Origin of the sequence: Haloarcula marismortui ATCC 43049 (genome assembly GCF_000011085.1) — an archaeon.
GTDB lineage: Archaea > Halobacteriota > Halobacteria > Halobacteriales > Haloarculaceae > Haloarcula > Haloarcula marismortui.
The window spans coordinates 158,823-183,792 of sequence record NC_006396.1 but is presented as its reverse complement, the minus strand read 5'-3'; the positions used below and the strand labels follow the sequence as shown (position 1 = coordinate 183,792).

The window sequence follows — 24,970 nt, the reverse complement described above, 5'->3', positions numbered from 1 at the left end:
CCAGCACGGCCCAGAGACAGAGATGTGCCGGGCGCGGACTGCGGTCGAAAACCACGATAAGTAATAGCGTCCATGAGAGATGGTTGGTCATGAGTTTGCAAGCAGATGTCGAAGCCCTCTGGGAGCGGAAACAGGACGGCCTCTCAGCGACCGACGCGACTGACGACCATCTCGACGTACTTGCGGAGTTCCTCGCGGCGCTGGAGGCCGGCGAGGTCCGTGCCGCGGAGAAGTCCGGCGGCGAGTGGGAGGCAAACGCCTGGGTCAAACAGGGGATTCTGCTGAACTTCGGCCTCCGCGAGACCGTCGCTCGCGAGTACGGCGGCGTTGACTACCACGATGTACTCCCGCTGCGAGAGACCGCGGACCTCGGCGAGCGCGGGACTCGCAACACGCCGGACGGGACGACCATCCGCCGGGGCGCGTACCTCGGCGAGGACTGTATCATGATGTCGCCCTCCTTCGTCAACATCGGGGCGTACGTCGGCGACGGCACGCTCGTCGACTCCTGTGATACCGTCGGCTCCTGCGCACAGATCGGCGAGAACGTCAAACTCGGCGCAAATACGCTTATCGGCGGCGTGCTCGAACCGGTCGAAAACGCGCCGGTTATCGTCGAGGACGAGGTGTCGCTGGGCGCTGGCTGCCGTGTCACCAGCGGGTTCGTCGTCGGCGAAGGGTCTATTGTCGGCGAGAACACGCTCCTGACACCCCGGATTCCGGTGTACGACCTCGTCGAGGATGAAGTACTGTACGGCGAACTGCCGCCAGAGCGGCGCGCGTTCCAGCGCTTCGTCGACTCCTCGGTCGGTGAGAACGACCTGATCCCCGGCGGGGCGTACAAGCCTGCTGTCGTGGCGACCGATGTGGAGGAGGAGACGCTGGAAGCGACAGAGAGAGAAGACGCGCTTCGGGAGTAGCGAGGCGCGAGCGCCTGGAACAACGAGCGGGGAACGGAGTGACCCGCGAGTAGCGAGGTTCTGAGCGAAGCGAAGAACCTCGGCGGAACGGCGGGGGAGCCGTGGAGCAGCGAGGGGTACGCGAACCGCGGCTCTCGACAGAGCAACCGTCGTGAGCCGTGAAGTATCGTCTCCGGGTGACGGTGGGCATCGGATGTGTTGCTATGGCCGCGCGAACAAGCACTCGTTACCGCGGCGTGAACAATCGTCTGTATATTTGTTACCATACTACAAACCATGTCGCATGAGCCAGAGACATACCGTCTCTCGCCTCTCTGCGGTGACGAAGTACAGATGGGTCGCTGGCGGTGTGAGCGGGCTGGTCGCTGGCGTCGGCATGGGCGTCGTGTTCCACGCCGGAGCGAACCTCATGCCGTTTATCGGGGCGCTGTACGGCTGGCCGACCGTGGTCGGCGGATGGGTCGTCCACCTGTTGAACAGCACCCTCGCCGGCCTGCTGTTCGCGTTCGTCGTTTCCCGGCCGGTGTTTCACAGCCAGATCGAGTCCGTCGGGGAGAGCGTCGCGGCCGGCGTGGTTTTCGCAGCCGCGATTGGTCTGCTCTCGACAGGGTTCTTGCTCCCAGTCTCGATGAGTGCGCTGGGGGTCCAGTCGTTCCCGGAGCCGCTGGTCCCGCTGCCAGGTATGCTCGGGAGCGTCCTCGTCGTGGCGTCGGTCGGCGTCGCCCACCTCGCCTACGGGCTGCTCCTCGGCTGGACCTACGCCGCGGCCAGGGGTCGCAGGGCTCCCGACAGCGTGGCGAGCGAGGCGTGACCGTCGTCGCAACTCCGTCAGCCGTCGTTCACGCCGCGGCGGTGTCGCCGGCGCTCTCATCAAGCGTCGTTTGCCGGCCTCCAGATGGCTCCGCGCCGCGGTTTCGGTATGACTCTCGGAGTGTGAGCGCCAGGGCACCGAGGCCGAGCAGGAACGCGACCAGTTCGAGCAGGCCGCCAAGGACTGGAATCGCGCCGAGGAGAGCGAAGCCGACGAGGCCGACGACGAGCGCGAGCCAGCGGTTTTCCCGGTCAGCGAGCGAGAGCGCCCACGACCCGATGGCGAACTGGCCGTAGACGACCGCGACCCACGCCGCGACCCCGAAGGCGACGGCACCGACGAGCGAGAGCGGGATGCCGACGATGGTGAACAGGAGGACAACGAGGACGACGGGAACGGCGACGAGTGCCAGCAGGCCGACGCCGCCGGACTTGGCCGGGCGCTCCGCGACGTGGCCGGCGACGCGCGCCGAGAACGACGGGAAGATAGCCAGTAGGATCGCGCCCAGCAGGAGGTTCACGAACAGGCCGTAGACGACGCCGAACCACGACGGCAGCGCGAACTCACCGAACTCCGGACCGGCGCTGGCGCCGATGCTTTCGTCCCGGACCACACTTCCACCGACCGCGGCCTCGGGGGCGCGGGTGAACGTCGCGGCGTCGTAGCGGACATCGCCGCCGACCGACGCCGTCGGCCCGAGGACAAACTCCTCCGCGCCGGCTTGGACGGTCCCGTCGACTGTCCCGCGAAGCGCGAGGTAGCTCGCGCCCACATCGAGGTTCCCGTCGATCTGTGCCGTCTCACCGATCTCGACTGTGCCGCCGGCGACGCTCACGTCGCCGCCGACGGTGCCGTCGATGCGGACGGTCCCCGCTGCAGCTTCGATGTTGCCGCCCACCTCGCCGGTCTCGGTGACGTGGACGGTTCCCGCTGCGGTTGCGATGTCGCCGGTCACCGTCCCGCGGACGATGACCGTTCCGGCGACCCCCTCGACACTGTCGTACGTCTCGTCAGGTCCGATGACTATCGTTCCACTTGCTCCCTGATACGACTGCGCGGCGACGGTACCAGTCACAGCTGAGAGCAAAACGAGCGAGACGACCGCGAGCGTCGCGACCCGGATGCCACCGCTTGAAAGTCTGGAAGACATACGGTCCAATTATATTGGAAAGATAATAAATATAGGTTGATATTATCGGGCAACGAGAATACTACCCAAGGAGTGTGAATCGGGCTGTACCCGTCCGATCCAAGCGGTCGGTTCGAAACGCGGCGGTGTCGTCGCCAGTGGAGGAGATGACGCTGGAAACGACGAGGACAGGAGCCACACTCAAAGTGTGGCGGAAGCGCGCGAAGCACCGGAACTCAGAACGTGGGCATCGGCTGCTGGGGCTGGACCCGGGCGAGTATTTCTGTATTGCCTATCCGACATTTGGGGATAGGTCGACAGTGGTTCCCGACGACGTTCTTCGGCGGTATCCCGGGCGACAGGTCGATTGTAATTTAGGACTGTGTTTGGCAGAACGAAACCAATACTAGTTTCACTCCTTCTAAAAGCCGGCATTTTGTAATTGCTACTGACTACACCACCATGCAGATTTAAGTGTTAACGGCATGGAATATTGGTCGTAGATATGTCTAGTGACAGCAAGCAACAAAGCGCCACAGAGCGGAAGTCAGCGATAAAGAAGCGGCACGAACAGGCGGCAAACGAGGTGCTGCCGGATCGGCGGGAGTTGTACATCGGTGGCGAATGGGTCCAGAGCAGCGGCGGGGAGACATTCGAAACAATAGACCCGACAACCGGTGAAACGCTTGCAGAAGTGCAAGCCGGCACAGCCGAGGATATTGATAGCGCGGTTGCGGCCGCGTGGAACGCATACGATGAGACGTATAGCGAGCTATCCACAGGCGAACGTCAGGCGATGCTGGACGGTATCGCAGACGCCATTGCGGAGCGAAGCGAGGAGTTCGCAAAGCTCGAAAGTTTAGATAACGGGAAACCGATTACCGAGGCTCGGATCGATATTGACCTCGTTATCGACCACTTCCGGTATTTCGCAGGTCTCGCCCGGTCGGGCGAGGGACGGACTATTGAAACCGACGATAGCCGCCACGTCCAGACACTCCGGGAGCCGTACGGGGTTGTCGGACAGATAATCCCGTGGAACTTCCCGCTCCTGATGGCGGCCTGGAAGCTCGCGCCGGCGTTGTCGGCCGGGAACACGGTCGTACTGAAGCCCGCTGAGGAGACGCCGCTGAGTATTCTCAAACTGATGGAAATCACGGAGGACGTGATTCCTGACGGCGTCGTTAACGTCGTCACCGGGTTCGGCCCGGAAGCAGGAGAGCCACTCTCGAAACACCCTGACATCCGGAAACTAGCATTCACTGGATCGACAGAAATCGGGAGTAAAGTAATGCAAAGCGCCGCCGAAAGCATCACCGACGTGACGCTGGAGCTGGGCGGAAAAAGTCCGCTCGTTGTGTTCCCTGATGCAGACCTGGAACAGGCTGTCCAGACGACGATTACGTCGATCTTCTTTAATACTGGTGAGTGCTGCTGTGCCGGGTCACGGTTGTTCGTGCACGAAGATATCAAAGACGAGTTCCTGGATGAGCTTGCGGCTGCAGCTGAGGACCTGACTGTTGACGACCCACTGCTGGAGTCGACAGACCTCGGCCCGAAAGTGACCGCGGAGCAGGTCGAGCGGACGCTGGGCTACATCGAGGAGGCAGAACGAGAGGGGGCAGCCTTCGTCACTGGGGGAAGTCAGCCGGACGACGAGGCCCTTTCGGATGGGTGCTTCGTCGCGCCGACGCTCATTGACGAGATTGACCACGACAGCAAAGCAGTCCAGGAGGAAATATTCGGCCCGGTTCAGGAAGTATTCAGCTGGAGCGAGTACGATGAGATGATCGAACTGGCTAACGATGTCGACTACGGCCTCGCAGCAGGAGTCCTCACAGAAGACCTCTCGAAGGCACACCAGTGTGCAAAAGACATCGAGGCGGGGAACATCTGGGTCAACACCTACAACGACTTCCCGGCAGGCCAGCCGTTCGGCGGATACAAACAGTCGGGAATCGGTCGAGAGATCGGGCAGGAGACAATCGACCACTACACGCAGACGAAGACGGTGAATATCTCACTCGATTGATGTGACCGTCCCGTTCCCGCAAGTCCCGCCCGGACAGATCGAGGCCACCAACGTGTCCATCGCCCCCGACGGGACGAAATACATCGTCCCGTCAGGGATGCACGAGCGACTGTACCGGGCGGTGGTGCCCGACGCTGCTGAGGGAACACTGGACCCCAAAACCGAACTGGCACTGGCGGGGTGGGTGTCACTGCACACGGATGGGCTGACCAGACGGGTGTACATCGACGCTCCGGATGACTTCGCCGAAGCTGCCGTCGTAAAGCGGTTCGCCCGGTCACACGACGCCGAATCGATTGTCATGGCACGCCACCCAAGCGGCGACGTGACCCGCTGGCAGTCGCCAGGCGCTGTGTCCGTTACCGAACAGTGAACTCGGCAGTCAGCAGTCTGTGCTGTCGCTCAGGGTCAGTCCACCTTACTTAGTACGGCCTTGGATGGCCGCTCGCGGCTGGCAACAACGTTGTTTTCAGTCCAGCTACCGACCTGTGGCTATGGATGAGCGAATCGACCCGGACGAACTGCTCGCTGCTGTCGGCTTTGATGCGGACGAGAGCGTGCTAACGCGTCGTCAGGCGGAGGTGCTTGCGCTCCGCGAACATGATATTCGTCAGAGTGATATCGGGGAGTTGCTCGGCACGTCACGTGCGAATATTTCAAGTATCGAGCGCAATGCGAGAGAAAACGTCGAAAAAGCACGCCAGACGGTCGCCTTCGCAAACACCCTGACCGCACCCGTTTGTGTTGACATCGAGGCCGGGACCGATATCTACGATATTCCACCGACGGTGTATGCCGCCTGTGATGAGGCCGGTGTGGAGGTCAATTACGGCTCCTCGAATCTGTTGCAACTCATCGATGACGCCGTCGATGGGGCGATTCAGCAGGACACGGTGCAGGTGCCACTCCGCATCGATGTGACAAACGACGGTGTCGTACACGTTCGAGGGCAGTCGGCAGAACGCACAGAGTGACCGGGGATAGCGTCCGGCAACAGTACTGTTTGCGTGAATCGAAGTACATGGCGCACGTACCGACGTGTCGTTGAGTCCCGACAGACGATTGTTGCGTGCAGCGCCGGCCCCAGCTAGGCGTCAGCCAATAGCGAGATGGCCAGTTGGGGCGCTGCGTGTATCGAAACGGAACCCTTGTTAGCCGCCGACACCGTGGTTTCCCCAATGAGCCACGACTCGCCGCCGGTCCGCCGCCTCGCGGACTGGGACCACGAGCGTCTGGAGGCGGTAGCTGCCGAGCACGGCACGCCGCTGTACGTCGTTGACCTCGACCGCGTCGCCGAGAACTACGAGCGGTTCGCCGCGGCGTTTCCCGACGCCCACGTCATGTACGCCGCGAAGGCCCACACCGGTCAGGCCGTCCTGTCGAAACTGCTTGAGACAGGCGCTGACATCGAGTGTGCCGCCTGGGGGGAACTCCAGCGGGCTATCGACGCCGGCGCAGACCCGAACACGCTCCAGTACACGGCCGTCAATCCGCCGGACCGCGACCTCGACCGTGCCGTCGAACTGGCGGCAGAGCACCCCGGGCTGACGATTACGGGGGGCGCGCGGGACACCTTCGACCGCCTCGAAGAGCGGGGCTACAACGGCCGGGTCGCCATCCGCATCAATCCCGGTATCGGGACGGGCCACCACGAGAAGGTCGCGACGGGGAAAGACGCTAAGTTCGGCATTCCCTACGACGAGGTGCCCGAGGTCGCGGCCGACGTGCGCGAGCGGTTCGACCTCGTCGGCCTGCACGCCCACGCCGGCAGCGGCGTCCTTCACGACGACCTCGACGACCACTGTCGGGCCATCGGAAAGGTCGCCGACATGGGCCGAGAGGTCATCGCCGACGGCGCGGAACTGGACTTCGTCGACTTCGGCGGCGGCTTTGGCGTGCCGTACCGAGAAGACGTCGAGCCACTGGACATGGAGATTGTCGGCGAGAAGGTCCGCGAGGCGGTCGGGGACCTCGACGCGCAGGTCAAACTCGAACCCGGCCGGTACGTTGTCGCCGACGCCGAGTGCATCCTCACGGAGGTCAACACGGTCAAGGAGACGCCGGCGGCGACCGTCGTCGGCGTCGACGCCTCGCTGGCAACACTCATCCGACCGGCAATGTTCGGCTCCTACCACCCGATCCGGAACGTCACCGCTCCGGAGCGGGAGGCCGAACCGGTGTCGGTCGGCGGCCCCTGCTGTACGAGCGCCGACGTGTTCTGCACTGACCGACCGCTCGCTCGACCCGAGCGAACTGACCTGCTGGCAATCGGCAACGCCGGTGCGTACGGCTACGAACTGGCGAACCAGTTCCACTCCCAGCCACGGCCGGCAGAAGTTGCCTTCGAGGGCGGCGAGACGCGAGTCGTGCGGGAACGCGAGACGCTGGCGGACGTGACCCGCATGGAACGGTAATGGCGTTCGACATCCCATCGTTCCACCGGCGGGCCGTCGAAACGCGGTCAGACGAGCACGTCGACGACATGCGCTCGCTGCTGGTCGACACGCTGGAAGACGCCGGCGAGTACCCGGAGATAGACGACCTCGGGAACGTCGTCGTCTCGCGGGGCGACGAGGACGGAACGCATATCCTGCTCAATACGCACATCGACACCGTGCCGCCGCATCTGCCCTACGAGCGGCGGACAGAGCCGCCGGGGCCAGACGAGACTATCGACGGCACTGGCGGTGACGGGGACGGCGATATCGTCTGTGGCCGCGGAGCCTGCGACGCGAAAGGGCCGCTCGCGGCGCTCCTCGATGCGTTCCTCACCGTGACGCCCGACGACGGCCGGGTCACACTGGCGATTTCTACCGACGAGGAGACGACACAGACCGGCGGCGCACACCTCGCTGACACCATCGACGCCGACGGCTACATCGTCGGCGAGCCGACTGGCCTCGATGTGTGTACGGCCGCCCGCGGCCAGTTCGAGGGGACGGTCACCATCCACGGCGAGAGTGCCCACGCCGCCGACCCCGGCAGCGGCCACAACGCGATTCGAGCCGCCGCGCCGATACTGCAGGCGATGGAGAGTTACGAGGAAAAGAAAGGGCCGGGCGAACACGAAACGCTTGGTTACCCCATTCTCACCCCGTCGATGGTGGAGGGCGGCGAGGCGACCAATCAGGTCCCAGCCGAATGCACTATCACGTTCGACCGGCGGAGCGTCCCGCCGGAGACCAGCGAGTCATTCTGTGCGGACCTGCAGGCCCACCTCGAACAGTGGCTCCCGGAATCGATGGGCCTCACCGTGGACCTCATCCGCCCGGATACGCCGTTTCCCGAGGCGTTTGCAACCGACACCGACGCCGAACTGGTCCGCACACTGCAGGAAGCTAGCGGCGGCGGGGTCCGGCAGTTCGGGGCCGCGACAGAAGCTTCGTATTTCGCAAACAACGGGCCGACTGTGGTGTTCGGCCCCGGCGACCTGAGCGACGAAACAGGTGCTGTCGCGCACTCGAAACGCGAGTACGTCCGGCTCTCGGAAGTTCGAACCGCCGCACGAGCTGTGCGAGAGACAGTCGAACGGCTGGTCTAAGCCACGGCCTCGCCGACGGACTGGCCTACGCCGACCGCCGCTGAACGAGGTCAGAGAGCGCCGTGGTTGCGTCTTCGTCTGTCACGCTGTCGAACTCCTCGTAGTAGTCCGAAGTCGCCTGAAACGCCGCCGGTTTTAGCGGGACGACGACGTCGTCGGCCCACCGCCGCACCTCATCGAGCACGTCCGGCGGTGCGACGGGGGCAGCGGCGATAACCTCGTTCGCACCTGCCTTTCGCAGACGCTGAATTGCGACACGCATCGCCGCCCCCGTCGGAATCCCATCATCGACCAGCAGAACCCGTTTGCTGGCCACGTCAAGCGGCCCCCACGTCTCGCCGTAGTTGACCGCTCGTGACTCAACAGTGTCGCTCGCGTGCGTCTTCGCCTCCTGCACGTACTCCCAGTTCACGTCGAGGAACCGCATCATCGGGCTGTTAATCCACGAGAAGCCGCCCGGCGCGACGGCCCCAATAGTCAACTCAGGGTGGTTTGGCGCGCGTATACGTTGTATGACGATGACATCCATTGGAAGTCCGGTCGCGTCAGCGACCACGTTGCCGACCGGGACGCCGTTCGGTGCGAGCGTGACAACGACATCGCCGACGACATCCCGCTGGCGCAGCGCGGCTACAAGCTGTTGCGCCGCATCCGAGCGGTCTGTGAACATACCACATTATATGGAATCGTACATCCTAATCGTTCCGGTTAGCGGTCTTCGTGGCTGACGGCCGGCTGAGCAGTCGGTCGCAGTCCTCGGTCTCAGTCCTGCGGTGCCGGCTGGTCCGACTCCTGCCCGAGGTCTAGCGTCTCCTCGACCTGCGTGTACGTCAGGACAAGTCCAACGAACGCGAGCGCGGCACCCGCGGTGAAGGGCGTACTGAACGACCCAAAGTTGTACAGCAGGCCCGACGCCAGCGGCCCAATAGCGACGCCGAGGCCGAACGCCATCGTCAGGACAGACAGCGTCGTTCCGGACCCGCGGGCACCGGCCAGATCACCGGCAAGAGCGAGCGACGGGGCAAACACCAGCGCAACGGCGATGCCCTGAACGAACCGTGCCAGGAGCATGAGCCACGGACCTGTTACGATTCCCTGTGCGAACACCGACGGGACGAGGATGACGAACCCGGCGACGATGAACGGCCGGCGTCCGAGCCGGTCGCTCGCCCGCCCGATGGGCACCTGAAAGACGACGTTCGCGATGACGACGGCGGCGAACTGGACGCTGAAAAACAGGGTCGACTCATTCAGCCGCATTCGAACCGGGCCTTCGAGCGTGGCAAACAGCGCGATGGTGGACGCCATCATGAACGTGCCGACACCGAGGACGAACACCGAATCCAGCCCCTCGCCGTCCCGGTCCAGAATCGCTATCGAGAGGTCTTTTCCGGCCTCTGCCTCGAACGGCGGGTCCTGAATCAGCGCCCACACGAGGGCAAGGCTCACAACAGCGCCCAACACGGCGATAGCGAAGGCGGCGGTGAAGCCGGATATCGCGGTCCCGGCGATCCGGTAGGTCACCACGTCGTTCGCGGCGAGTCCGCCGGTGATGACGACGCCAGCGATTATCGGCCCGAAGCCGAAGCCGATGAGCCGGAAGGTGTTGAACACGCCGAAGTTCCCGCCCCGCTCGGCGTCACTCGCGGCGTAGTCGTTGACCAGCGCGACCGTCGCTGGAATCGTAAAGGCTGCGCCAAGGCCCTGAAACGCCCGCGCAGCGAGGACTGCCCAGTACGAAGAGAGGAACGGGTACGCCGCGCTCCCGATAGCGAACAGTACCAGTCCGGTAAGGACGAAAACCCGGCGCTTGCCGGTCCGGTCTGAGAGTCGCCCGGTAAACGGCTGGCCAAAACTGTTCAGCAGACCGAACAGGGAGAGCACCAGTCCGATCAGCGTCTCCGTCTGAAGCGTGAACCCGAGTATCTGCTGGCCGGCAATACCGGCGAGCGACACCTGTCCGCTGGCGATGTACAGGGGGAGAACGATGATGAGAAACGAGTTCCCCAGCGCGTCCGCCATCCGGGCGAACGCGAGCGTCAGAACCCGCGTGTCAGTGCCGAAGACCATCTATTGCCAATGAAGGCGGCCACACTCGTGATAGTTGCGTTTACCGCGGGGGGACGTGTCGACCCGAAAACGGTGGCGGCCAGACAGCGCTCCTCAGCTGTCGTCGGCCTGCTGCTCCGCGATGCCCGTGTAATCGGTCGGCGTCAGCGCTTCCAGTTCGGCCCGCACCTCGTCGCTCACGTCGAGGTCGGCGAACATATCGTGGAAGTCCTCGATAGTAACCTCGCGGCCCCGCGTCGCCTTCTTCACCTGTTCGTAGGCGTCAGCGTACCCTTCGCGGCGAAGAATCGTCTGGACGGCTTCGCCGATGATCTCTGGCGTCCCAGCCAGGTCGTCGGCCATTACCTGCTCGTTGGGGACGACCTTCGCCAGCCCGTTCTGGCACTTGCTGTAGCCGATGAGGCAGTGAGCGAAGGCGGCCCCGATGTTGCGCTTGACCGTCGAGTCAGAGAGGTCCCGCTGGAGCCGGGAGTTTGTGACGTAGTCGCCGAGGAAGCGAAGGTCTGAGTTCGCTTTCGAGAGGTTCCCCTCGCTGTTCTCGAAGTCGATGGGGTTGACCTTGTGAGGCATCGTCGAGGACCCAGTCTCGCCCTCGACGGCCTCCTGCCCGAGATAGCGGTCCGAGACGTACAGCCACACGTCGAGGTCGAGGTCAAGCAAGATGTTGTTCGCGCCCCGGAGCGCGTCGAACAGGACCGCGAGGTCGTCACAGGGGTTGACCTGTGTCGTCAGCGGTTCGTGTTCCAGTCCGAGGCCGCCGACGAAGGACTCTGCGAACGTCGGCCAGTCCACGTCAGGGTAGGCGGCGACGTGGGCCGCGTAGGTTCCCGACGCACCGGCGAGCTTTCCGGAGAGGCCCTCAGCAGCACGCTCCACACGACCGATGGCCTGCCCCAGCCGCGAGGCGTAGACCGCCATCTCCTTGCCGAACGTCGTCGGCGTCGCAGGCTGGCCGTGTGTGCGAGCCAGCATCGGCACGTCAGCGTAGGTGTGGGCCATCTCCACCAGCGTATCCCGAATCTCGCGGAGTTCGGGAATCAGCACCTCCTGAGCGGCGGGCTTGACCAGCAGCCGCTGGGCGAGGTTGTTCACGTCCTCGCTGGTCAGCCCGAAGTGAATCCAGTTGGCGGCATCGAGGTCGTCGGGCATACCCAGTCGGATGAAGTACTCGATGGCTTTCACGTCGTGATTGGTCGCCGAATACTCCCCGTACCCCTCAGTTTCGAGTTGCTTGACGACGCTCGCGTCCTCGTCGTCGAACTCCTCGTACAGCGCCCGGAGTGTCGCGCGCTGACCATCGTCGATTGACAATGGTGTGGCGTCGAGGTCGGCAAGTGCGATGAGATACTCGACTTCGACTTCGACGCGGGCGCGCATCAGCGCCCGCTCGCTGGCGTACGGGACGAGCGGTTCGGTGTAGCGGGCGTATCGGCCGTCGAGCGGCGAAACAGCGGCCAGTGGCCCTCTCTCGGTCATACCCGAGTGTGCGCGGGAGGCGCGAAAAAGCGTGTCGTTCTCCCGCAACCGCGACGCGGTGCAGTTGCGACGCGTGGCGTGACGGTGGAACGGGGCAGAAACGGGGGTTCGGTAAAAAAGAGGCGCGTCGTTAATTGCTGAACTCGTTGCAGACCGGGATACCGACCGTGTTGTAGTCACTCATCGCGGCCAGTTCGTCGGGCACCTGGTGGATGTCGACCGTGTCCTCGACCAGCGCCGTCGGGTCGAGTTTGCTCGATTCCACCATGTCCAGCATTTCGCTGTACCGCGACGGCTGGAGCCCGAGTGACCCCTTGAAATCGATTTCTTTGGCGACGAACTCGTCGGTCGGGAGCGACACCATCCCCGCCTCCTCGCTGGTGGTCAGTCCGATCTGGACGTGCGTTCCTCCCTTGCGGAGCGAGTTTACGGCGTTCTGGCAGGTCGTTGCGATACCGAGGGCGTCTGCGGATACGTCGGCCCCGCCGTCAGTGATGTCCCTGACCGCCTTTGCGGGGTCGTCGACCTCCTGTGCGTTGACGGTGGCGACAGCGCCAAGCTCTTCGGCGCGGTCCAGTTTCTCGTCCATCAGGTCGACGCCGATGACGTTGCCGCCAAGAGCGTTCGCGATATGGACCGCCGAGAGCCCGATGCCACCACAGCCGTGGATGACGACGTCGTCACCAGCACTGACCGGTGCCCGGTGGGCCATCGCGTGGAAGGAAGTCATGAACCGACAGCCCATGCCGGCGGCTGACTCCGCATCGATGTCGTCCGGGAGCGGAACGGCATTGAGGTCGGCGTTGGGAATGTGGACCTCCTCGGCGAACGCGCCGGGTGCCTGATTCATGAACCCGAGACCGATGTGGTTCTCGCAGATGTTTTCCCGCCCGTTTCGACAGAGGTCGCAGTTCCCGCAGGCGAAGTTGAACGGAATGGCGACCTCCTGTCCCTCCTCGATGTTTTCGACGTCTTCGCCGACAGAGACAATCCGGCCTGTCGGCTCGTGACCGAGGACGTGTGGCGGGTCAGGCCGGTACCCGAACCAGTCCCAGTCCCCCTGCCAGCAGTGCCAGTCGGACCGACAGATACCACAGCCGATGACCTCGGCGACGGCACCGTCCGGCTCCGGTTCGGGGCGTTCGACTTCTTGTACTGTTAGCGGCTCCTGAAACTCTTCTAGTAGTACTGCTTGCATTACACTATTAACATAGAATATCTTACTAATGAATATTATGGTTTTTGAGCTACATATCTTCGCGAGTGAGGCGGTCCGAACCCCTGATATTGTGGTTACTCGGCTGCGTCAATCTAAGTCTAGAATAATTTTAAATAACTGCCGCTGCTGTCGAAGCCGATGACACATATCAAGTAGCCATATTTTCGTCCACATCGAAATACCTTCGACAGAGAGTGAAAAGGTGGTCCCGCTAGCGGCCAATCCTCAACTCAGCCAGCCGTAGTCGCCGTCGGCATCGCCAAAGCGGCCATCCGGTGGGTCAAAGCGATAGAGGTCCTGTCCAAGTGCGACCCACGCGAGGCCGTAGACGGTTGCCGCCGCTGGCTGGACTTCGAACCCGAGGAACGCGATAGTCCCGAGGCCAAGCAACACGCCCAGCCACGGCGGCTGGATGCGCGTCCTGACGAGACCGACGGTGACCAGTAACGACCCGCTGACCAGCACGAGTACGCCGACCGCGATGACCGCCTCGCCACCACCGGAGAGGAGGCGGACCAGTTGTCCGATGGCGAAAACGAGGCCGCCGAGGCCGCCGGCCCACGCACCGATGGTCCCTGGCCGCTTCATCCGTGCGCCGTAGAAATCCTCAATGGCATAGTGACCGGCTACGACACCGAGTGCGGAGAGGGCGGTTCCGGCGAGGATGGAGGTACTCATTTCGGTCTGACCGGTCGCGGACAGCACCACGGCCCAGCCAACCCAGACGACACCACCGACGGCGGCGACCGCACCCGCGCGCTGACACCGTAGCTTCGCCATACGGGCGAGTTGGCGGCGGGCTACAAATGCGCACCGAACCGGTACACGCCGAGAATACAGACATAGCTAATGTGGCGTGGTCGCACACAACAGTCCAGCCGGGGGTTTCGCAACAACTTTGCACGGTCCGGTCGGTCAGTCCCACATGAAACTCGCCGGTATGGCCAGTAACCGCGGCCGAAATCTCATGAACATCGCGGACCGCGCCCCGGGCGGGGCGGAGTTCGCCGTCGTTCTGACTAACGACGCAGATGCGCCGGTACTCGAAGCAGCCGCCGAACGCGGCATCCCGACCGAAGTCGTCGAGCGCGACGCGGACGAATCGCGCGAGTCCCACGAGGAGCGCGTTCTCGACGCCCTTTCGGAGTACGACTTCGACCTTGTCACGCTGGACGGCTATATGCGCGTCCTCAGCGAGACGTTCCTCGAAGGGACACCGACCGCGTTGAACGTCCATCCGAGTCTCCTGCCGAATTTCACCGGGGCGAACGCCCACGAGCAGGTCCTCGACGCCGGCGTGAAGGTGACGGGCTGTACCGTCCACGTCCTTGATGAAAGCGTCGACGGCGGCCCCATCGTCACGCAGGAACCGATTCCCGTCTTCGAAGATGACGACGAGGACAGTCTCAAAGAGCGCGTGCTCTATGAAGGCGAGTTCACCGCCTACCCGCGCGTCATCGAGTGGTTCGCCGAGGACCGCGTCACCATCGACTGGGATGAAGGGACGGTCTCAGTAGAGGGCGACGAGGGCGGAGACTTCCCTGCCCGCCGCATCGTCTCGGATGACCTCGCATCGAGTCTGCGCTATGGGGAGAACCCCCATCAGAACGCCGCGCTGTACACTGACACGACCGTCTCGGAGGCCAGCGTCGTCCACGCCGACCAGCTGAACGAGGGCGCGAAGGCGCTGTCGTACAACAACTACAACGACGCCGACGGCGCGCTAAATCTCATCAAGGAGTTCGAGGAGCCAGCCGCCGCGGTCATCAAGCATACCAATCCTGCGGGCTGTGCGACCGCCGACTCCGTGGCCGACGCCTACGAGAAGGCGCTGTCGACGGACCCGATGAGCGCCTTCGGCGGCATCGTCGCGCTGAACCGCGAGTGTGACGCCGCCACCGCCGAGCAGATCATCGACTCCTTCAAGGAGGTCGTCGTCGCGCCCGGTTACACCGACGCCGCGCTCGACGTGCTGTTCGAGAAGGACAATCTCCGCGTTCTCGATGTGAACGAGAACTTCGAGGTCACCGACAACCTGACCGAAAAGCCCCTCGTTGGGGGCCGACTCGTTCAGGAGCGGGACACCCAGCACCTCTCAGTCGACGATCTTGAAGTCGTCACCGAGCGCGAGCCGACCGACGAGCAGATCGAGTCGATGCTGTTCGCCTGGCACACGCTCAAACACGTCAAGTCCAACGGCATTCTCTTCGCTGACGGGACGGAAACGGTCGGCATCGGCATGGGGCAAGTGTCCCGGGTCGACGCCGTCCGACTGGCCGCGATGAAGGCCGACGAGCACGCAGAAGGGAAAGACGCCGAGGGCGCTGTGATGGCCTCGGACGCCTTCTTCCCGTTCCCGGACGGTATCGAGGAGGCCGCTGACGCCGGTATCGAAGCGGTCATCCAGCCCGGCGGCTCGAAGAACGACGAGAGCGTCATCGAGGCCGCGGACGAACACGACATCGCGATGGTGTTCACCGGTCAGCGGTCGTTCAGACACGACTGAGCAGTAACGAGGGGGTGTCCGAACCTCGATAGACGAGTGCAGCGAGTCTATGGGTGGTTCCGTCACGACTGATGGCGGACTTTTTCCGGGGCGTTGCCGGGCTGACTATCGGCAACGAAAGAGGTTTGATACCGGATACTGAATCAGCGACCGATGGCAGATAATGAAGACAGGGAGGAGGCTGTCCGCGACGCTGTGGACGTCTCTCGAAGCGGTGCGCCGGCGGGTGGGAGTGTCATCCGGGACCGGTTCTCCGCCGACGAGATATTCCAGCGCATCATTGTCGCGGCAGACGAGGAGGTAACAGTTGGGACCCGCGAGATGTTCTTCGCCGGCGTCGCGGGCGGGTTCGCTATCACAGTGACGTTCATGCTGTACGCGTCATTGTACGCGAAGACCGGCGGCGACCCGATATTGAGCGCGCTCCTGTATCCACTCGGGTTTGTCTTCATCATTCTCGGGGATTATCAGCTCTACACGGAGAATACACTCCCACCGGTCGCGCTCGTCCTCGAACGGCTGGCGAGCATCCCGTCGCTGCTCCGTATCTGGGTCGTCGTCCTGATTTCGAACCTCTTCGGCGGGATGCTCGGCGCGCTCGCGCTGGCGACGACCAACGTTCTCTCCGCCGACGCGGCGGCGGCTGCCGCCGGGTTCGCGCAGAAAGCTATCGAGACATCCCAGATAACGCTGTTCTCGAAGGCAGTGTTCGCCGGCCTCATCGTCGCCGGCGTCGTCTGGGTCGATTACTCGCTGCGGGACAGCATCTCGCGGCTCGTGTTGATATACATCTCGTTTCTGGCGATTCCGTTCGGAAACCTCTACCACGTCGTCGTCTCTGCGACGGAGATGTTCTATCTGGTGTTCATCGGCGAACTGGCGCTGTCTGTCGGCCTCTGGCAGTTCGTTCTGCCGGTACTCCTCGGCAACTCCGTCGGTGGCGTCGTCCTCGTGACCGTCGTCAACTACTTCCATACGACTGAACGGCGACTCGAAACGGCGCGGGACGAAGGACCCAAGCGCCAGCTCACTCTCCGAGAGTGGATCTGGGGCGGATGGTCCGCCTCCGGCCGCTCATACGTCCCGGCAACTGACGAAGTTCCCAGAACCGATCCGGAGTCACGAGAGAACGAGCGCTGACACAAACCATTTTAACGCCCTCCGGCTATCGTTGGTGTGAACTGGGTGAAAGATAACCGGCTACTGCTTCTGTTTGCCGCCGTCGTTCTGACGACACTGGGGACCGTCGGGATTGGGATCGTTGGTGTCGTGGCAACACTCGGGGCGCTTCTCGGTGGCGGCGCGGTTGTCCAGACGTTTGCCACGTTCCTGCTTGGCACATTGTTGCTCGTGGGCGTCGATATCGTTTTGTCGGTCGCGCTGGTCCGTGCGCTGGCCCGGCGGGCGTCGGTTCCGAAGAGCCAGCGCGTCGCTGGTGGTCTCGGCCGTCTAGAATCGATTATTCCACCGCTGGCGTCGCTTGGGCTCTCCGATGTGTTCGCGCCACCGGAGCCGACGGTTGAGGAGCGACACGAGGCGCTGACGCGCCGGTACGTCGAAGGGGAACTCTCCGAGGCCGAATACGAGCGGGAACTGCAGGCGCTTCTCGGCGAGGGCGAGAGGACGGAGACGGAACTGCTGGATGACGACATCGCGACTGACCTGTCGCGGCCCACGGCGACCGACACCGAATACGAGCCGGCCCGGGAATAGCACTGAGCGGGTTTTACATGGTCGCCCGACGACAGGTCAGGTATGGACGCACCTACGTTTCTTGAAGTCGAGGTGGAACGGGACGCCGTCGCCTCGGTGCTTGACGCTGTTCCCGGCGTCGCTGTTGTCGACGACGCCACTGCTGTCCCATCACCGGGACCAGCAGAGCCGGATGAGGCCGAGGATTCCGGCCCCAGTCTCACGGACCGCCTCGGGTCGCTGTGGCGACAGTGGGGGCTGCTCGGCACGGGGCTGTCCCTCATCGCGCTCGGCGGGGCTACGGTCGGCCTCTGGTGGTACCGTCGCCGCAACGCTGACGAAACCGATGTTGGTAGTGCTGACGAATATGCGTCGGAATGGGACACGGAAGGCCCGGATGCGACGGCATCACCGGCCGAGTCAGCCGTTGACACGCCATCGCCAACCGAAACGGAGTTCGAGCCGACAGCAGCGGTAGAAGAGGCCGAGGACACGCAAACCCCGGAGACCAAAGAGACAACGCTGGCCGCAGAGATGCCACAAACTGAGTCCGGGCATCGACAGCAGGACCACGGGAGAGAGACCGAGCCGGCTGGCGTCACCGGGTCTGAGATGGGAGCGGAGACGCTGGAGCGAGAGAAACCGGAGCACGATGAGACAGACACCGATGAACGGCCGGAAGCGAAGATCGACCCGGCACCGCTGCTTGGGGCCGCGTTCCTGATTCTGTCGAGCGCGCTCGGTCGGTGGGCCACGCGCGACCGGAACGAACAGGCGTAATTGTCGCTCGCAGGACAGCGAAGGCCGACGGCTGGCGGGCTGTTCGGGGCGTCTTCACGCCGGAGACACGTGCCAGTCCGACAGGCTAAAGCGAGCGGCTCCGATAGCCCGACCATGGAGTTCCACGAGGCCGCGAACTTCCTCTTCGAGTTGCGCCGGTTCGCCCCGCGAGCCGGTACTGATGCCACGCAGGACCTGCTATCGTCGCTCGGTGACCCACAGGAGGGGCTTCGCTGCATCCAGATTGCGGGGTCCAACGGAAAGGGGTCTACCGCGCGGATGGTCGAACGAACGCTACGGGAAGCCGGCCTCGATGTCGGACTGTACACGTCCCCACATCTCGACGACGTGCGTGAGCGAATCCGTATCAACGGCCGGAAGCTCTCCGAAGCCGCCCTCGTCGAGTTCGTCGAGTCGGTCAGAGCGGACATGACCGAACAGGCCGCGGCCAACGACTCGCCCACCTTCTTCGAGACGATGACCGCGCTGGCACTGTGGGAGTTCGACCGTCAGGACATCGACATCGCAGTGCTGGAAGTCGGTATCGGCGGCCGATACGACGCCACGAGCGTGGTCGACCCGGTCGCCAGCGCTGTCACGTCCGTGACGCTCGAACACACCCACATCCTCGGCGACACCGTCGAAGAAATCGCGTACGACAAGGCCCACGTCGCCCCAGAGGACGCCCCACTGGTGGCTGGGACGACTGGCGACGCGCTGGCCGCCGTCCGCGAGGTCGCCGACGACGTTGTGACTGTCGGCGAGGGCGACGATGCCGACGTGACGGCCACGTACGACGGTCGTGAAGGGCTGGAAGGGGCAGTCTCAGTCGACGGTTCCGGCTGGCGCGTCGATACTTACCTCCCGCTGCTGGGCGCACATCAGGCACAGAACGCCGGAATCGCAGCCACGCTGTGCCAGCAAGTCGCGGACATCTCACAGACGGACCTCGAACGCGGCCTGCGAAACGCCCACTGGCCCGGTCGGTTCGAGGTGATGAACGAGTCGCCGCTGGTCGTCCTCGATGGGGCTCATAACCCCGGAAGCATCGAGCGCACCGCGGAGACGCTATCCTCGTTCGACTACGACAACCTCCACGTCGTCATCGGTGCGATGGTCGACAAGGACCACGAGCGCATCGCCGCGGCGCTGCCGGACCCGGACCACGTTGTCGCTTGCCAACCCAACGTCGACCGGGCGGAGTCCCACCACGTCGTTGCGGCCGCGGTGGAGAACGCGACCGATGCCACGGTCGAGACGCGCAGCGACGTTGCAGGGGCGCTCGATATCGCACTCGACGCCGCGGATTCCGGCGACGCGGTCCTCGTGGTGGGGTCGCTGTACGCCGTGCGGGAGGCCCGGACTAATTGGTCACGGTCGCTAGTCCCCAAACAGGTGGATTCGCTGGCCGAGGCTCGGGAAACCATCGAGAGCGCCCATATTACCGATACCGGGGCCTGGCGGATGCGAGGCAAGGGCGTCCACCGCGTCCTGCGTACCCGTGTCCAGCCGCGACAGGCTCAGTACCTCAAGGAGGAACTGCTGTCGCTGGGTGGGGAATGTGCCGTCTCTGGGCTGGACGGACAGGGCGAGGAAACCCTCGACGTGGTCATGATGGCGACGATGGCCCAGTACAAGCGCCTCGCGGAGAAGCTGGACGGCCAGCCCTACGGGCTCGCGTCGTTCGCCGACGAACTGCGGGGGGCGCTGTCCATCCAACAGTCCGAGCCCGACACGTCGGCAGCGTATCCCTGGGACGACGGGACGGCCGTCATGGGTATCTGCAATATCACTCCGGACTCCTTCCACGACGGCGGCGAGTACAATGCCGTCGAGGATGCCGTCGCCCGCGCCGAGCGGATGGTTGAGGCCGGTGCGGACATCCTAGATATCGGCGGGGAGTCGACTCGACCCGGTGCCGAACCAGTCCCGGTCGAGGAGGAAATTGACCGCGTCGTCCCGGTTATCGAGCGGCTTTCGGAGCTAGATGTCGCCATCTCCGTCGACACGCGGAAGGCCCCTGTCGCGCGAGCGGCACTCGACGCCGGCGCGGACATCCTGAACGACGTGTCCGGCCTCGAAGACCCCGAGATGCGCCTCGTCGCCGCCGAGTACGACGTGCCGGTGGTTGTGATGCACTCCATCGAGACACCAGTCGACCCGGACAGCGACATCCACTACGACGACGTGGTCGAGGACTGCATCGACCAGCTGACCGAGCGCATTCTGCTCGCCGAAAAGGCCGGGCTCGACCGCGACCAGATTATCGTCGACCCCGGCGTCGGCTTCGGGAAATCGCCCACGGAAGATTTCAAACTGCTCGACCGCCTCCCGGAATTCGAGGCACTCGGCTGCCCGATTCTGGTTGGGCACTCCCACAAGTCGCTGTTCGGGCTGGTCGGGCAAGAAGCGGGCGACTGTCTGGAGGCGACCATCGCCGGGACGACGCTGGCGGCCGAACGGGGGGCCGACATCGTTCGCGTCCACGACGTCCCGGAGAACGTTGCTGCTGTTCGCGTCGCCGAGGCAGCCCGTGATCCACAGAAATTCGAGGACTGATTCTGACTGCTGAACAGGCGGCCGGATAATCGCCGGACGTGACTGCCGACCCCAAATTTTTAGCCCTTCTGTTTATATTTCTCAATGGTGAGAATTAGGGGCGAACATATAACCCCTATGTCTGTTGACCTTTCGCCATGGCATCTCAGCACGAGCGTACAGGCCCACGAGCGCGTATCACTGAATCTGACAGGGCAGGCGTCGACGGTGTGACGCTCACCGACCGTATCGGGCTGGACGCCGGAGAGATACGCTGGCGGAAGGAATTCACTGGATTTGACGGGTCGGACGTCGACAATCTCACCGCGATGGCAGACGAGACGAACGCCCGAGCCGAAGCTGTCGTCGACGACTTCTACGATCATCTGCAGTCATTCGACGAGACTGTCGAGATTTTTGGGCGGTCAACCAAGTCAGTCGACCAGCTCAAAAACACACAGACGCAGTACCTCCGCGACCTAGTCGCCGGGACCTACGACAAACAGTACTTCGAGAACCGGGCCCGTATCGGGAAGATTCACGATATGCTCGACCTCGGCCCGAAAATATATCTTGGGGCCTACAGCATCTATTTCGAACACTTCCTGCGGACAATCGTCGAAGACCTGCAATCAGGCGACGCTGCCCGGGACGAGGCCCTCGAAGAAATGCAGTCGCGGGCGCTCTCCGTATTCAAACTCCTGAATCTTGACCAGCAGGTCGCGATGGACACCTACATCGACTCGTACAGCCAGCGTCTGGAATCGGCAATCGATGACCAGCAAACGCTGATGCAGGAAGTCGAAAGCGGACTACAGGAGCCAATCGACGAACTGAGCGCCTCAGCCGAGGAGGTCGCACAGACGAACAAGCAGATTACCATGACGGCCGAAACCCAATCCGAGTCGATGGACGAAGTGGCGGGCGAGGTTGCGGATATGAGCGCGACAATCGAGGAGATTGCCTCGACCGCGGAGGAGGTGGCGAGTACCAGCACATCGGCCGAACAAAAGGCTGAACGCGGGAACGAAGCCGCACAGCAGGCCGCGACCATGATGAACGATGTCGACGACGCCGTCGATACGGTTTCCACAGACATCGCCGGCCTCCGAGAGCAGGCCGACGAAATCGATGACATTGTCGAAGTGATAAACGACATCGCTGACCAGACCAATATGCTCGCGCTGAACGCCTCCATCGAGGCCGCACGCGCCGGAGAGGCTGGCGATGGGTTTGCTGTCGTCGCCGACGAAATCAAGACGCTCGCCGGGGATTCACAGGAACACGCGAACCAGATCGAGGACACCGTCACGGAGATTCAGGACGAGACCGTCGACGCCGTCGAAAGCCTCGAAACCGTGACCGAGCAGGTGACTGAGGGCATCGACCAGGTCGAGACGGCAGCCGAACGGCTCGAAGAGATCGTCTCGGCGGTCAACGAGGCGTCACAGGGCATTCAGGAGGTCTCTGCGGCGACCGACGACCAGGCGGCGTCGACAGAAGAGGTCGCCAGCATGGTCGACGAACTGTCGAGCGGCATCGACGATATGTCGGCACAGCTCGACGACCTCGCGGCGACGAACGAAAGACAGACAGAGAAGATTCAGGACGTGGCCGAGACCGCACGTCGACTCGACACAGATACAGCGTAACTTCGAGCGCCAGCCAGCCACATAATCAGAGGGGTGGAACCGGGTTGTACCCGCTCACACACCACCCAAAGAGCTATTCCGGACTGTCGAGAGCACCGCGTATGAACCGACGCGACATCGTCCGTGAGGGCTATGACGATATCGCCGCAACCTACGCGGCCGAGCGTGACGGCGAGGGTCGCGAGCGCGGTCTGGTCGCGGCCCTCGCGGACCGTCTGCCCGCCGAGAGTCGGGTCCTCGATGCCGGCTGTGGCGCTGGGACGCCCGCGATGGACGTTCTCGCAGCCAACCACACTGTCACGGGGCTGGATATCTCTCGCGAGCAGCTACGAACGGCGCGCAAGCGGGTCCCCGGACCGCGGCTCTGTCAGGGAGATCTGGCAGCGCTGCCGTTCCCAGCAGACACGTTCGATGCGATCGTCTCACTGCACGCGGTCATCCACGTCCCGCGAGCGGAACACGCCGCCGTCTTCGCCGAGTTCGAGCGCGTGCTCGAACCGGGCGGTCGGCTACTGACCGCGCTGGGCAACGAACAATGGGAAGGCAACAACGAGGACTGGCTGGAGACCGGGACCGAGATGGCCTGGAGCTTCCACGGCCGCAAGCGCAATCGCGAGCTACTGGCCGAGGCCGGCTTCTCCGTCACCGACGTCGAGACCGTCGACGACGAACTCGGTGGGGTGTTCGCGTTTTTCCGGGCGCGAGCGTAGCCCTATCCCTGCTCACTCCGTCTTTGCCGGTGGCTCGACGGCCTCGGCCTCCGTCTCGGTCACGCGGATGCCCTTCGAAGCGAGGTGGCGCATCTGGCGACGGACGAAGTCCTCCTCGGTCGTCCCTCGCGTCGCGAGAATGACCATCCGGGCGTCACCAGCGGGGCGCATCGTCCGCCCGGCCCGCTGTGCGCCCTGTCTACGGGACCCACCCAGTCCGGAAGCGACGAGCGCGAGTTCGGCGTCCGGCAGGTCGATACCCTCGTCGCCGACGCGGGAGACGACCAGCGTGGTCAGTTCGCCGCGGCGGAACTCGTCAAACAGCTTCTCCCGGCGGGCGTGTGGCGTCTCGCCGCTGATAAACGGCGCATCGATGGCCTCACTAATAGCCTCACCCTGGTCGAGGTACTCGATGAACACTAGCGCCTTCGCGGCCGGGTTCTCGGCCAGCGCGTAGCGTATCTCGTCGATTTTTCCGGTGTTGCTGGCGGCGGCCTGTCGGCGGTCGTGGCCCGACGTGGAACTGTACTCGGACTGTTCGGTTTCGTCCCCCCACGGCACGAGACGGATCTCGACCTCCGGTTCGGCGACGTAGCCCTCGTCGAACAGTTTGCCCCAGTCCGTCCCGATTGGCGGACCGATGAGCGTGAATATCTCCTCCTCGTCGTCGCTCTCTCTGGTCGGCGTGGCGGTCAATCCCAACCGGTGTTTGGTCTGGAGGTCCGCGCTCCGGCGGTGAATCGGCGAGGGGACGTGGTGGACCTCGTCGAAGACGATGAGGCCCCACTTGCGCTGGTCGAACAGCTTCCGGTGGCGGTCCATTCCGGCGGTTCGATAGGTGGCGATAGTGACGGCGCGTATCTCCTTTTCACCACCGTGGTACTCGCCGATATCGTCGTCGGTCAGGGAGGTGTGTCGGACCAGTTCGTCGCGCCACTGTGTCGCAAGTTCGCGCGAGGGGACGAGAATCAGCGTCTCGCCGCCGATGGCGGCCATCGCACCCATCGCGGCGACGGTCTTGCCCGACCCGGGCGGGCCGACGAACACGCCCGAGCCCTGTTCGGTGAACCGCTCCACCCAGTCCTGCTGGTAGTCTCGCAGGCGCAGGCGCAAATCCATCTCGATGGCGTCGCCCGTTTCAAGATCACGGTCGTCCCGGACCGGATAGCCTGCCTCGTACAGCGTGCGCTTGATTTCGGCGGTCGCGTCCTCGTTGACCCACGACTCCGAGTCCGAGATGGGGGCTCGGAGGTGGTCGTCGTCAAGTTTCGGGCGTGCGACATTGCCCATCAGGTCGTCGCTTTCAGCTTCGAGTACGACGTACCCGTCTTCGTGAGTCTTCAGGCGGAACTTCCGGGCTCGTTCCCACTGGCTCGTCACCCATTCTTCGAGGTGAGGCGAGCGCTCGCCCAGCACGTCCCGCATCGTCGTCAGAAGGTCGTCTAAGGACTCGTGGGGCGCGGCCCAGATATCCTCCTCGCGGAGTTCGTACACGTAGCCGCCCGAGCGGTTGGTGTCTTGCAGGCGGGCGAACTGCGAGAGCTGTGCTCGCGTGAACTGGTCGGGATGTTCGACGACGACTTCCCGGCGGTCGGGAAACAGGACCACACGCTCGCGGTCGGTCACCTCGGCAATATCTGTCGGATACCACACGGACTCGACCTCGGACACGTCCTGACGCTCGATGTCGCCGTCGTCGGCGAGACGCTCCAGTGCCGCCCGTGCCTCGTCGGGCGTCAGATCCGTTTTGCGAGAGAACTCCGTCGCCGTCAGATGCGGACGGCCGACGGCGTCGATGGCGTCGTAGACGGCGTCGAGTTCGAGTTCCGGGGTGGAGTCAGAGTCGTCGTCTCGGTCGGCTGGCTCCTCGTCTGTCACTACCGAATGGAGGGGA

The 24,970-nt window shown here is 63.7% G+C and carries 21 protein-coding genes; 14 read left to right on the top strand and 7 right to left on the bottom strand.

Annotated features, from left to right (window positions below; genetic code table 11):
- Positions 1–89: 89 nt before the first annotated feature.
- Both RR_RS04925 and RR_RS04920 read left to right on the top strand, forming a co-directional pair.
- A complete protein-coding gene (locus RR_RS04925; RefSeq protein WP_007188320.1) occupies positions 90–920 on the top strand; it encodes a 2,3,4,5-tetrahydropyridine-2,6-dicarboxylate N-succinyltransferase in 831 nt (276 codons plus the stop codon).
- 283 nt (positions 921–1,203) lie between these two features.
- Positions 1,204–1,731, top strand: a complete 528-nt coding sequence (locus RR_RS04920; protein WP_049938714.1) for a hypothetical protein — start codon at positions 1,204–1,206, stop codon at positions 1,729–1,731.
- A gap of 28 nt (positions 1,732–1,759) precedes the next feature.
- Here RR_RS04920 and RR_RS04915 read toward each other — a convergent pair whose 3' ends face one another.
- Positions 1,760–2,881 (bottom strand): bactofilin family protein, encoded by a 1,122-nt coding sequence (locus tag RR_RS04915; RefSeq protein ID WP_011222887.1) that lies wholly within the window; start codon positions 2,879–2,881, stop codon positions 1,760–1,762.
- A 484-nt stretch (positions 2,882–3,365) separates the two neighbouring features.
- Here RR_RS04915 and RR_RS04910 point away from each other — a divergent pair, with 484 nt between their 5' ends.
- The 5 genes from RR_RS04910 to RR_RS04890 all read left to right on the top strand — a co-directional run bounded on the left by RR_RS04910 (position 3,366) and on the right by RR_RS04890 (position 8,433).
- The gene (locus RR_RS04910) at positions 3,366–4,892 is read left to right on the top strand and encodes an aldehyde dehydrogenase family protein (RefSeq protein WP_004962982.1); all 1,527 of its coding nucleotides are present in this window, start codon (positions 3,366–3,368) and stop codon (positions 4,890–4,892) included.
- A gap of 1 nt (position 4,893) precedes the next feature.
- Positions 4,894–5,265: a hypothetical protein gene (locus RR_RS04905; protein WP_049938713.1), complete on the top strand. Its 372-nt coding sequence runs from the start codon at positions 4,894–4,896 to the stop codon at positions 5,263–5,265.
- 121 nt (positions 5,266–5,386) lie between these two features.
- Positions 5,387–5,866: a Tfx family DNA-binding protein gene (locus RR_RS04900; protein ID WP_004962990.1), complete on the top strand. Its 480-nt coding sequence runs from the start codon at positions 5,387–5,389 to the stop codon at positions 5,864–5,866.
- Positions 5,867–6,070: 204 nt separating this feature from the next.
- Complete coding sequence (gene lysA / locus RR_RS04895) at positions 6,071–7,306, top strand: diaminopimelate decarboxylase (protein WP_049938710.1); 1,236 nt, start codon at positions 6,071–6,073, stop codon at positions 7,304–7,306.
- The gene (locus tag RR_RS04890; protein ID WP_011222883.1) at positions 7,306–8,433 is read left to right on the top strand and encodes a M20 family metallopeptidase; all 1,128 of its coding nucleotides are present in this window, start codon (positions 7,306–7,308) and stop codon (positions 8,431–8,433) included. Before lysA ends, RR_RS04890 begins: the two co-directional genes overlap by 1 nt.
- 25 nt (positions 8,434–8,458) lie before the next feature.
- Here RR_RS04890 and RR_RS04885 read toward each other — a convergent pair whose 3' ends face one another.
- The 5 genes from RR_RS04885 to RR_RS04865 all read right to left on the bottom strand — a co-directional run bounded on the left by RR_RS04885 (position 8,459) and on the right by RR_RS04865 (position 13,978).
- Complete coding sequence (locus RR_RS04885; protein WP_011222882.1) at positions 8,459–9,103, bottom strand: phosphoribosyltransferase; 645 nt, start codon at positions 9,101–9,103, stop codon at positions 8,459–8,461.
- A gap of 92 nt (positions 9,104–9,195) precedes the next feature.
- Positions 9,196–10,503: an MFS transporter gene (locus tag RR_RS04880; protein WP_011222881.1), complete on the bottom strand. Its 1,308-nt coding sequence runs from the start codon at positions 10,501–10,503 to the stop codon at positions 9,196–9,198.
- Between the two features lie 93 nt (positions 10,504–10,596).
- Positions 10,597–11,979 carry an adenylosuccinate lyase gene (purB, locus tag RR_RS04875; RefSeq protein ID WP_004963008.1) on the bottom strand — a complete coding sequence of 461 codons (1,383 nt, stop codon included), beginning with the start codon at positions 11,977–11,979 and terminating at the stop codon, positions 10,597–10,599.
- 130 nt (positions 11,980–12,109) lie between these two features.
- Positions 12,110–13,177 (bottom strand): zinc-dependent alcohol dehydrogenase family protein, encoded by a 1,068-nt coding sequence (locus RR_RS04870; RefSeq protein WP_004963011.1) that lies wholly within the window; start codon positions 13,175–13,177, stop codon positions 12,110–12,112.
- 246 nt (positions 13,178–13,423) lie between these two features.
- The gene (locus RR_RS04865) at positions 13,424–13,978 is read right to left on the bottom strand and encodes a hypothetical protein (protein WP_011222880.1); all 555 of its coding nucleotides are present in this window, start codon (positions 13,976–13,978) and stop codon (positions 13,424–13,426) included.
- Between the two features lie 145 nt (positions 13,979–14,123).
- Between RR_RS04865 and purH the strand changes: the two genes are divergently transcribed.
- The 7 genes from purH to RR_RS04830 all read left to right on the top strand — a co-directional run bounded on the left by purH (position 14,124) and on the right by RR_RS04830 (position 23,076).
- Complete coding sequence (purH, locus tag RR_RS04860) at positions 14,124–15,704, top strand: bifunctional phosphoribosylaminoimidazolecarboxamide formyltransferase/IMP cyclohydrolase (protein ID WP_011222879.1); 1,581 nt, start codon at positions 14,124–14,126, stop codon at positions 15,702–15,704.
- Positions 15,705–15,857: 153 nt separating this feature from the next.
- Positions 15,858–16,844 (top strand): formate/nitrite transporter family protein, encoded by a 987-nt coding sequence (locus RR_RS04855; RefSeq protein ID WP_011222877.1) that lies wholly within the window; start codon positions 15,858–15,860, stop codon positions 16,842–16,844.
- Between the two features lie 36 nt (positions 16,845–16,880).
- Positions 16,881–17,417 (top strand): hypothetical protein, encoded by a 537-nt coding sequence (locus tag RR_RS04850; protein ID WP_004963019.1) that lies wholly within the window; start codon positions 16,881–16,883, stop codon positions 17,415–17,417.
- A 42-nt stretch (positions 17,418–17,459) separates the two neighbouring features.
- Positions 17,460–18,176: a hypothetical protein gene (locus RR_RS04845; RefSeq protein ID WP_011222876.1), complete on the top strand. Its 717-nt coding sequence runs from the start codon at positions 17,460–17,462 to the stop codon at positions 18,174–18,176.
- 114 nt (positions 18,177–18,290) lie between these two features.
- Positions 18,291–20,735, top strand: a complete 2,445-nt coding sequence (gene folP, locus RR_RS04840) for a dihydropteroate synthase (protein ID WP_011222875.1) — start codon at positions 18,291–18,293, stop codon at positions 20,733–20,735.
- 137 nt (positions 20,736–20,872) lie between these two features.
- Complete coding sequence (locus tag RR_RS04835) at positions 20,873–22,366, top strand: globin-coupled sensor protein (RefSeq protein ID WP_011222874.1); 1,494 nt, start codon at positions 20,873–20,875, stop codon at positions 22,364–22,366.
- Between the two features lie 101 nt (positions 22,367–22,467).
- Positions 22,468–23,076, top strand: coding sequence for a class I SAM-dependent methyltransferase (locus RR_RS04830; RefSeq protein WP_011222873.1), 609 nt, complete (start codon positions 22,468–22,470; stop codon positions 23,074–23,076).
- A 12-nt stretch (positions 23,077–23,088) separates the two neighbouring features.
- Here the strand turns inward: RR_RS04830 and RR_RS04825 are convergent, their stop codons facing one another.
- Complete coding sequence (locus tag RR_RS04825; protein ID WP_004963031.1) at positions 23,089–24,954, bottom strand: DEAD/DEAH box helicase; 1,866 nt, start codon at positions 24,952–24,954, stop codon at positions 23,089–23,091.
- Positions 24,955–24,970 lie beyond the last annotated feature (16 nt).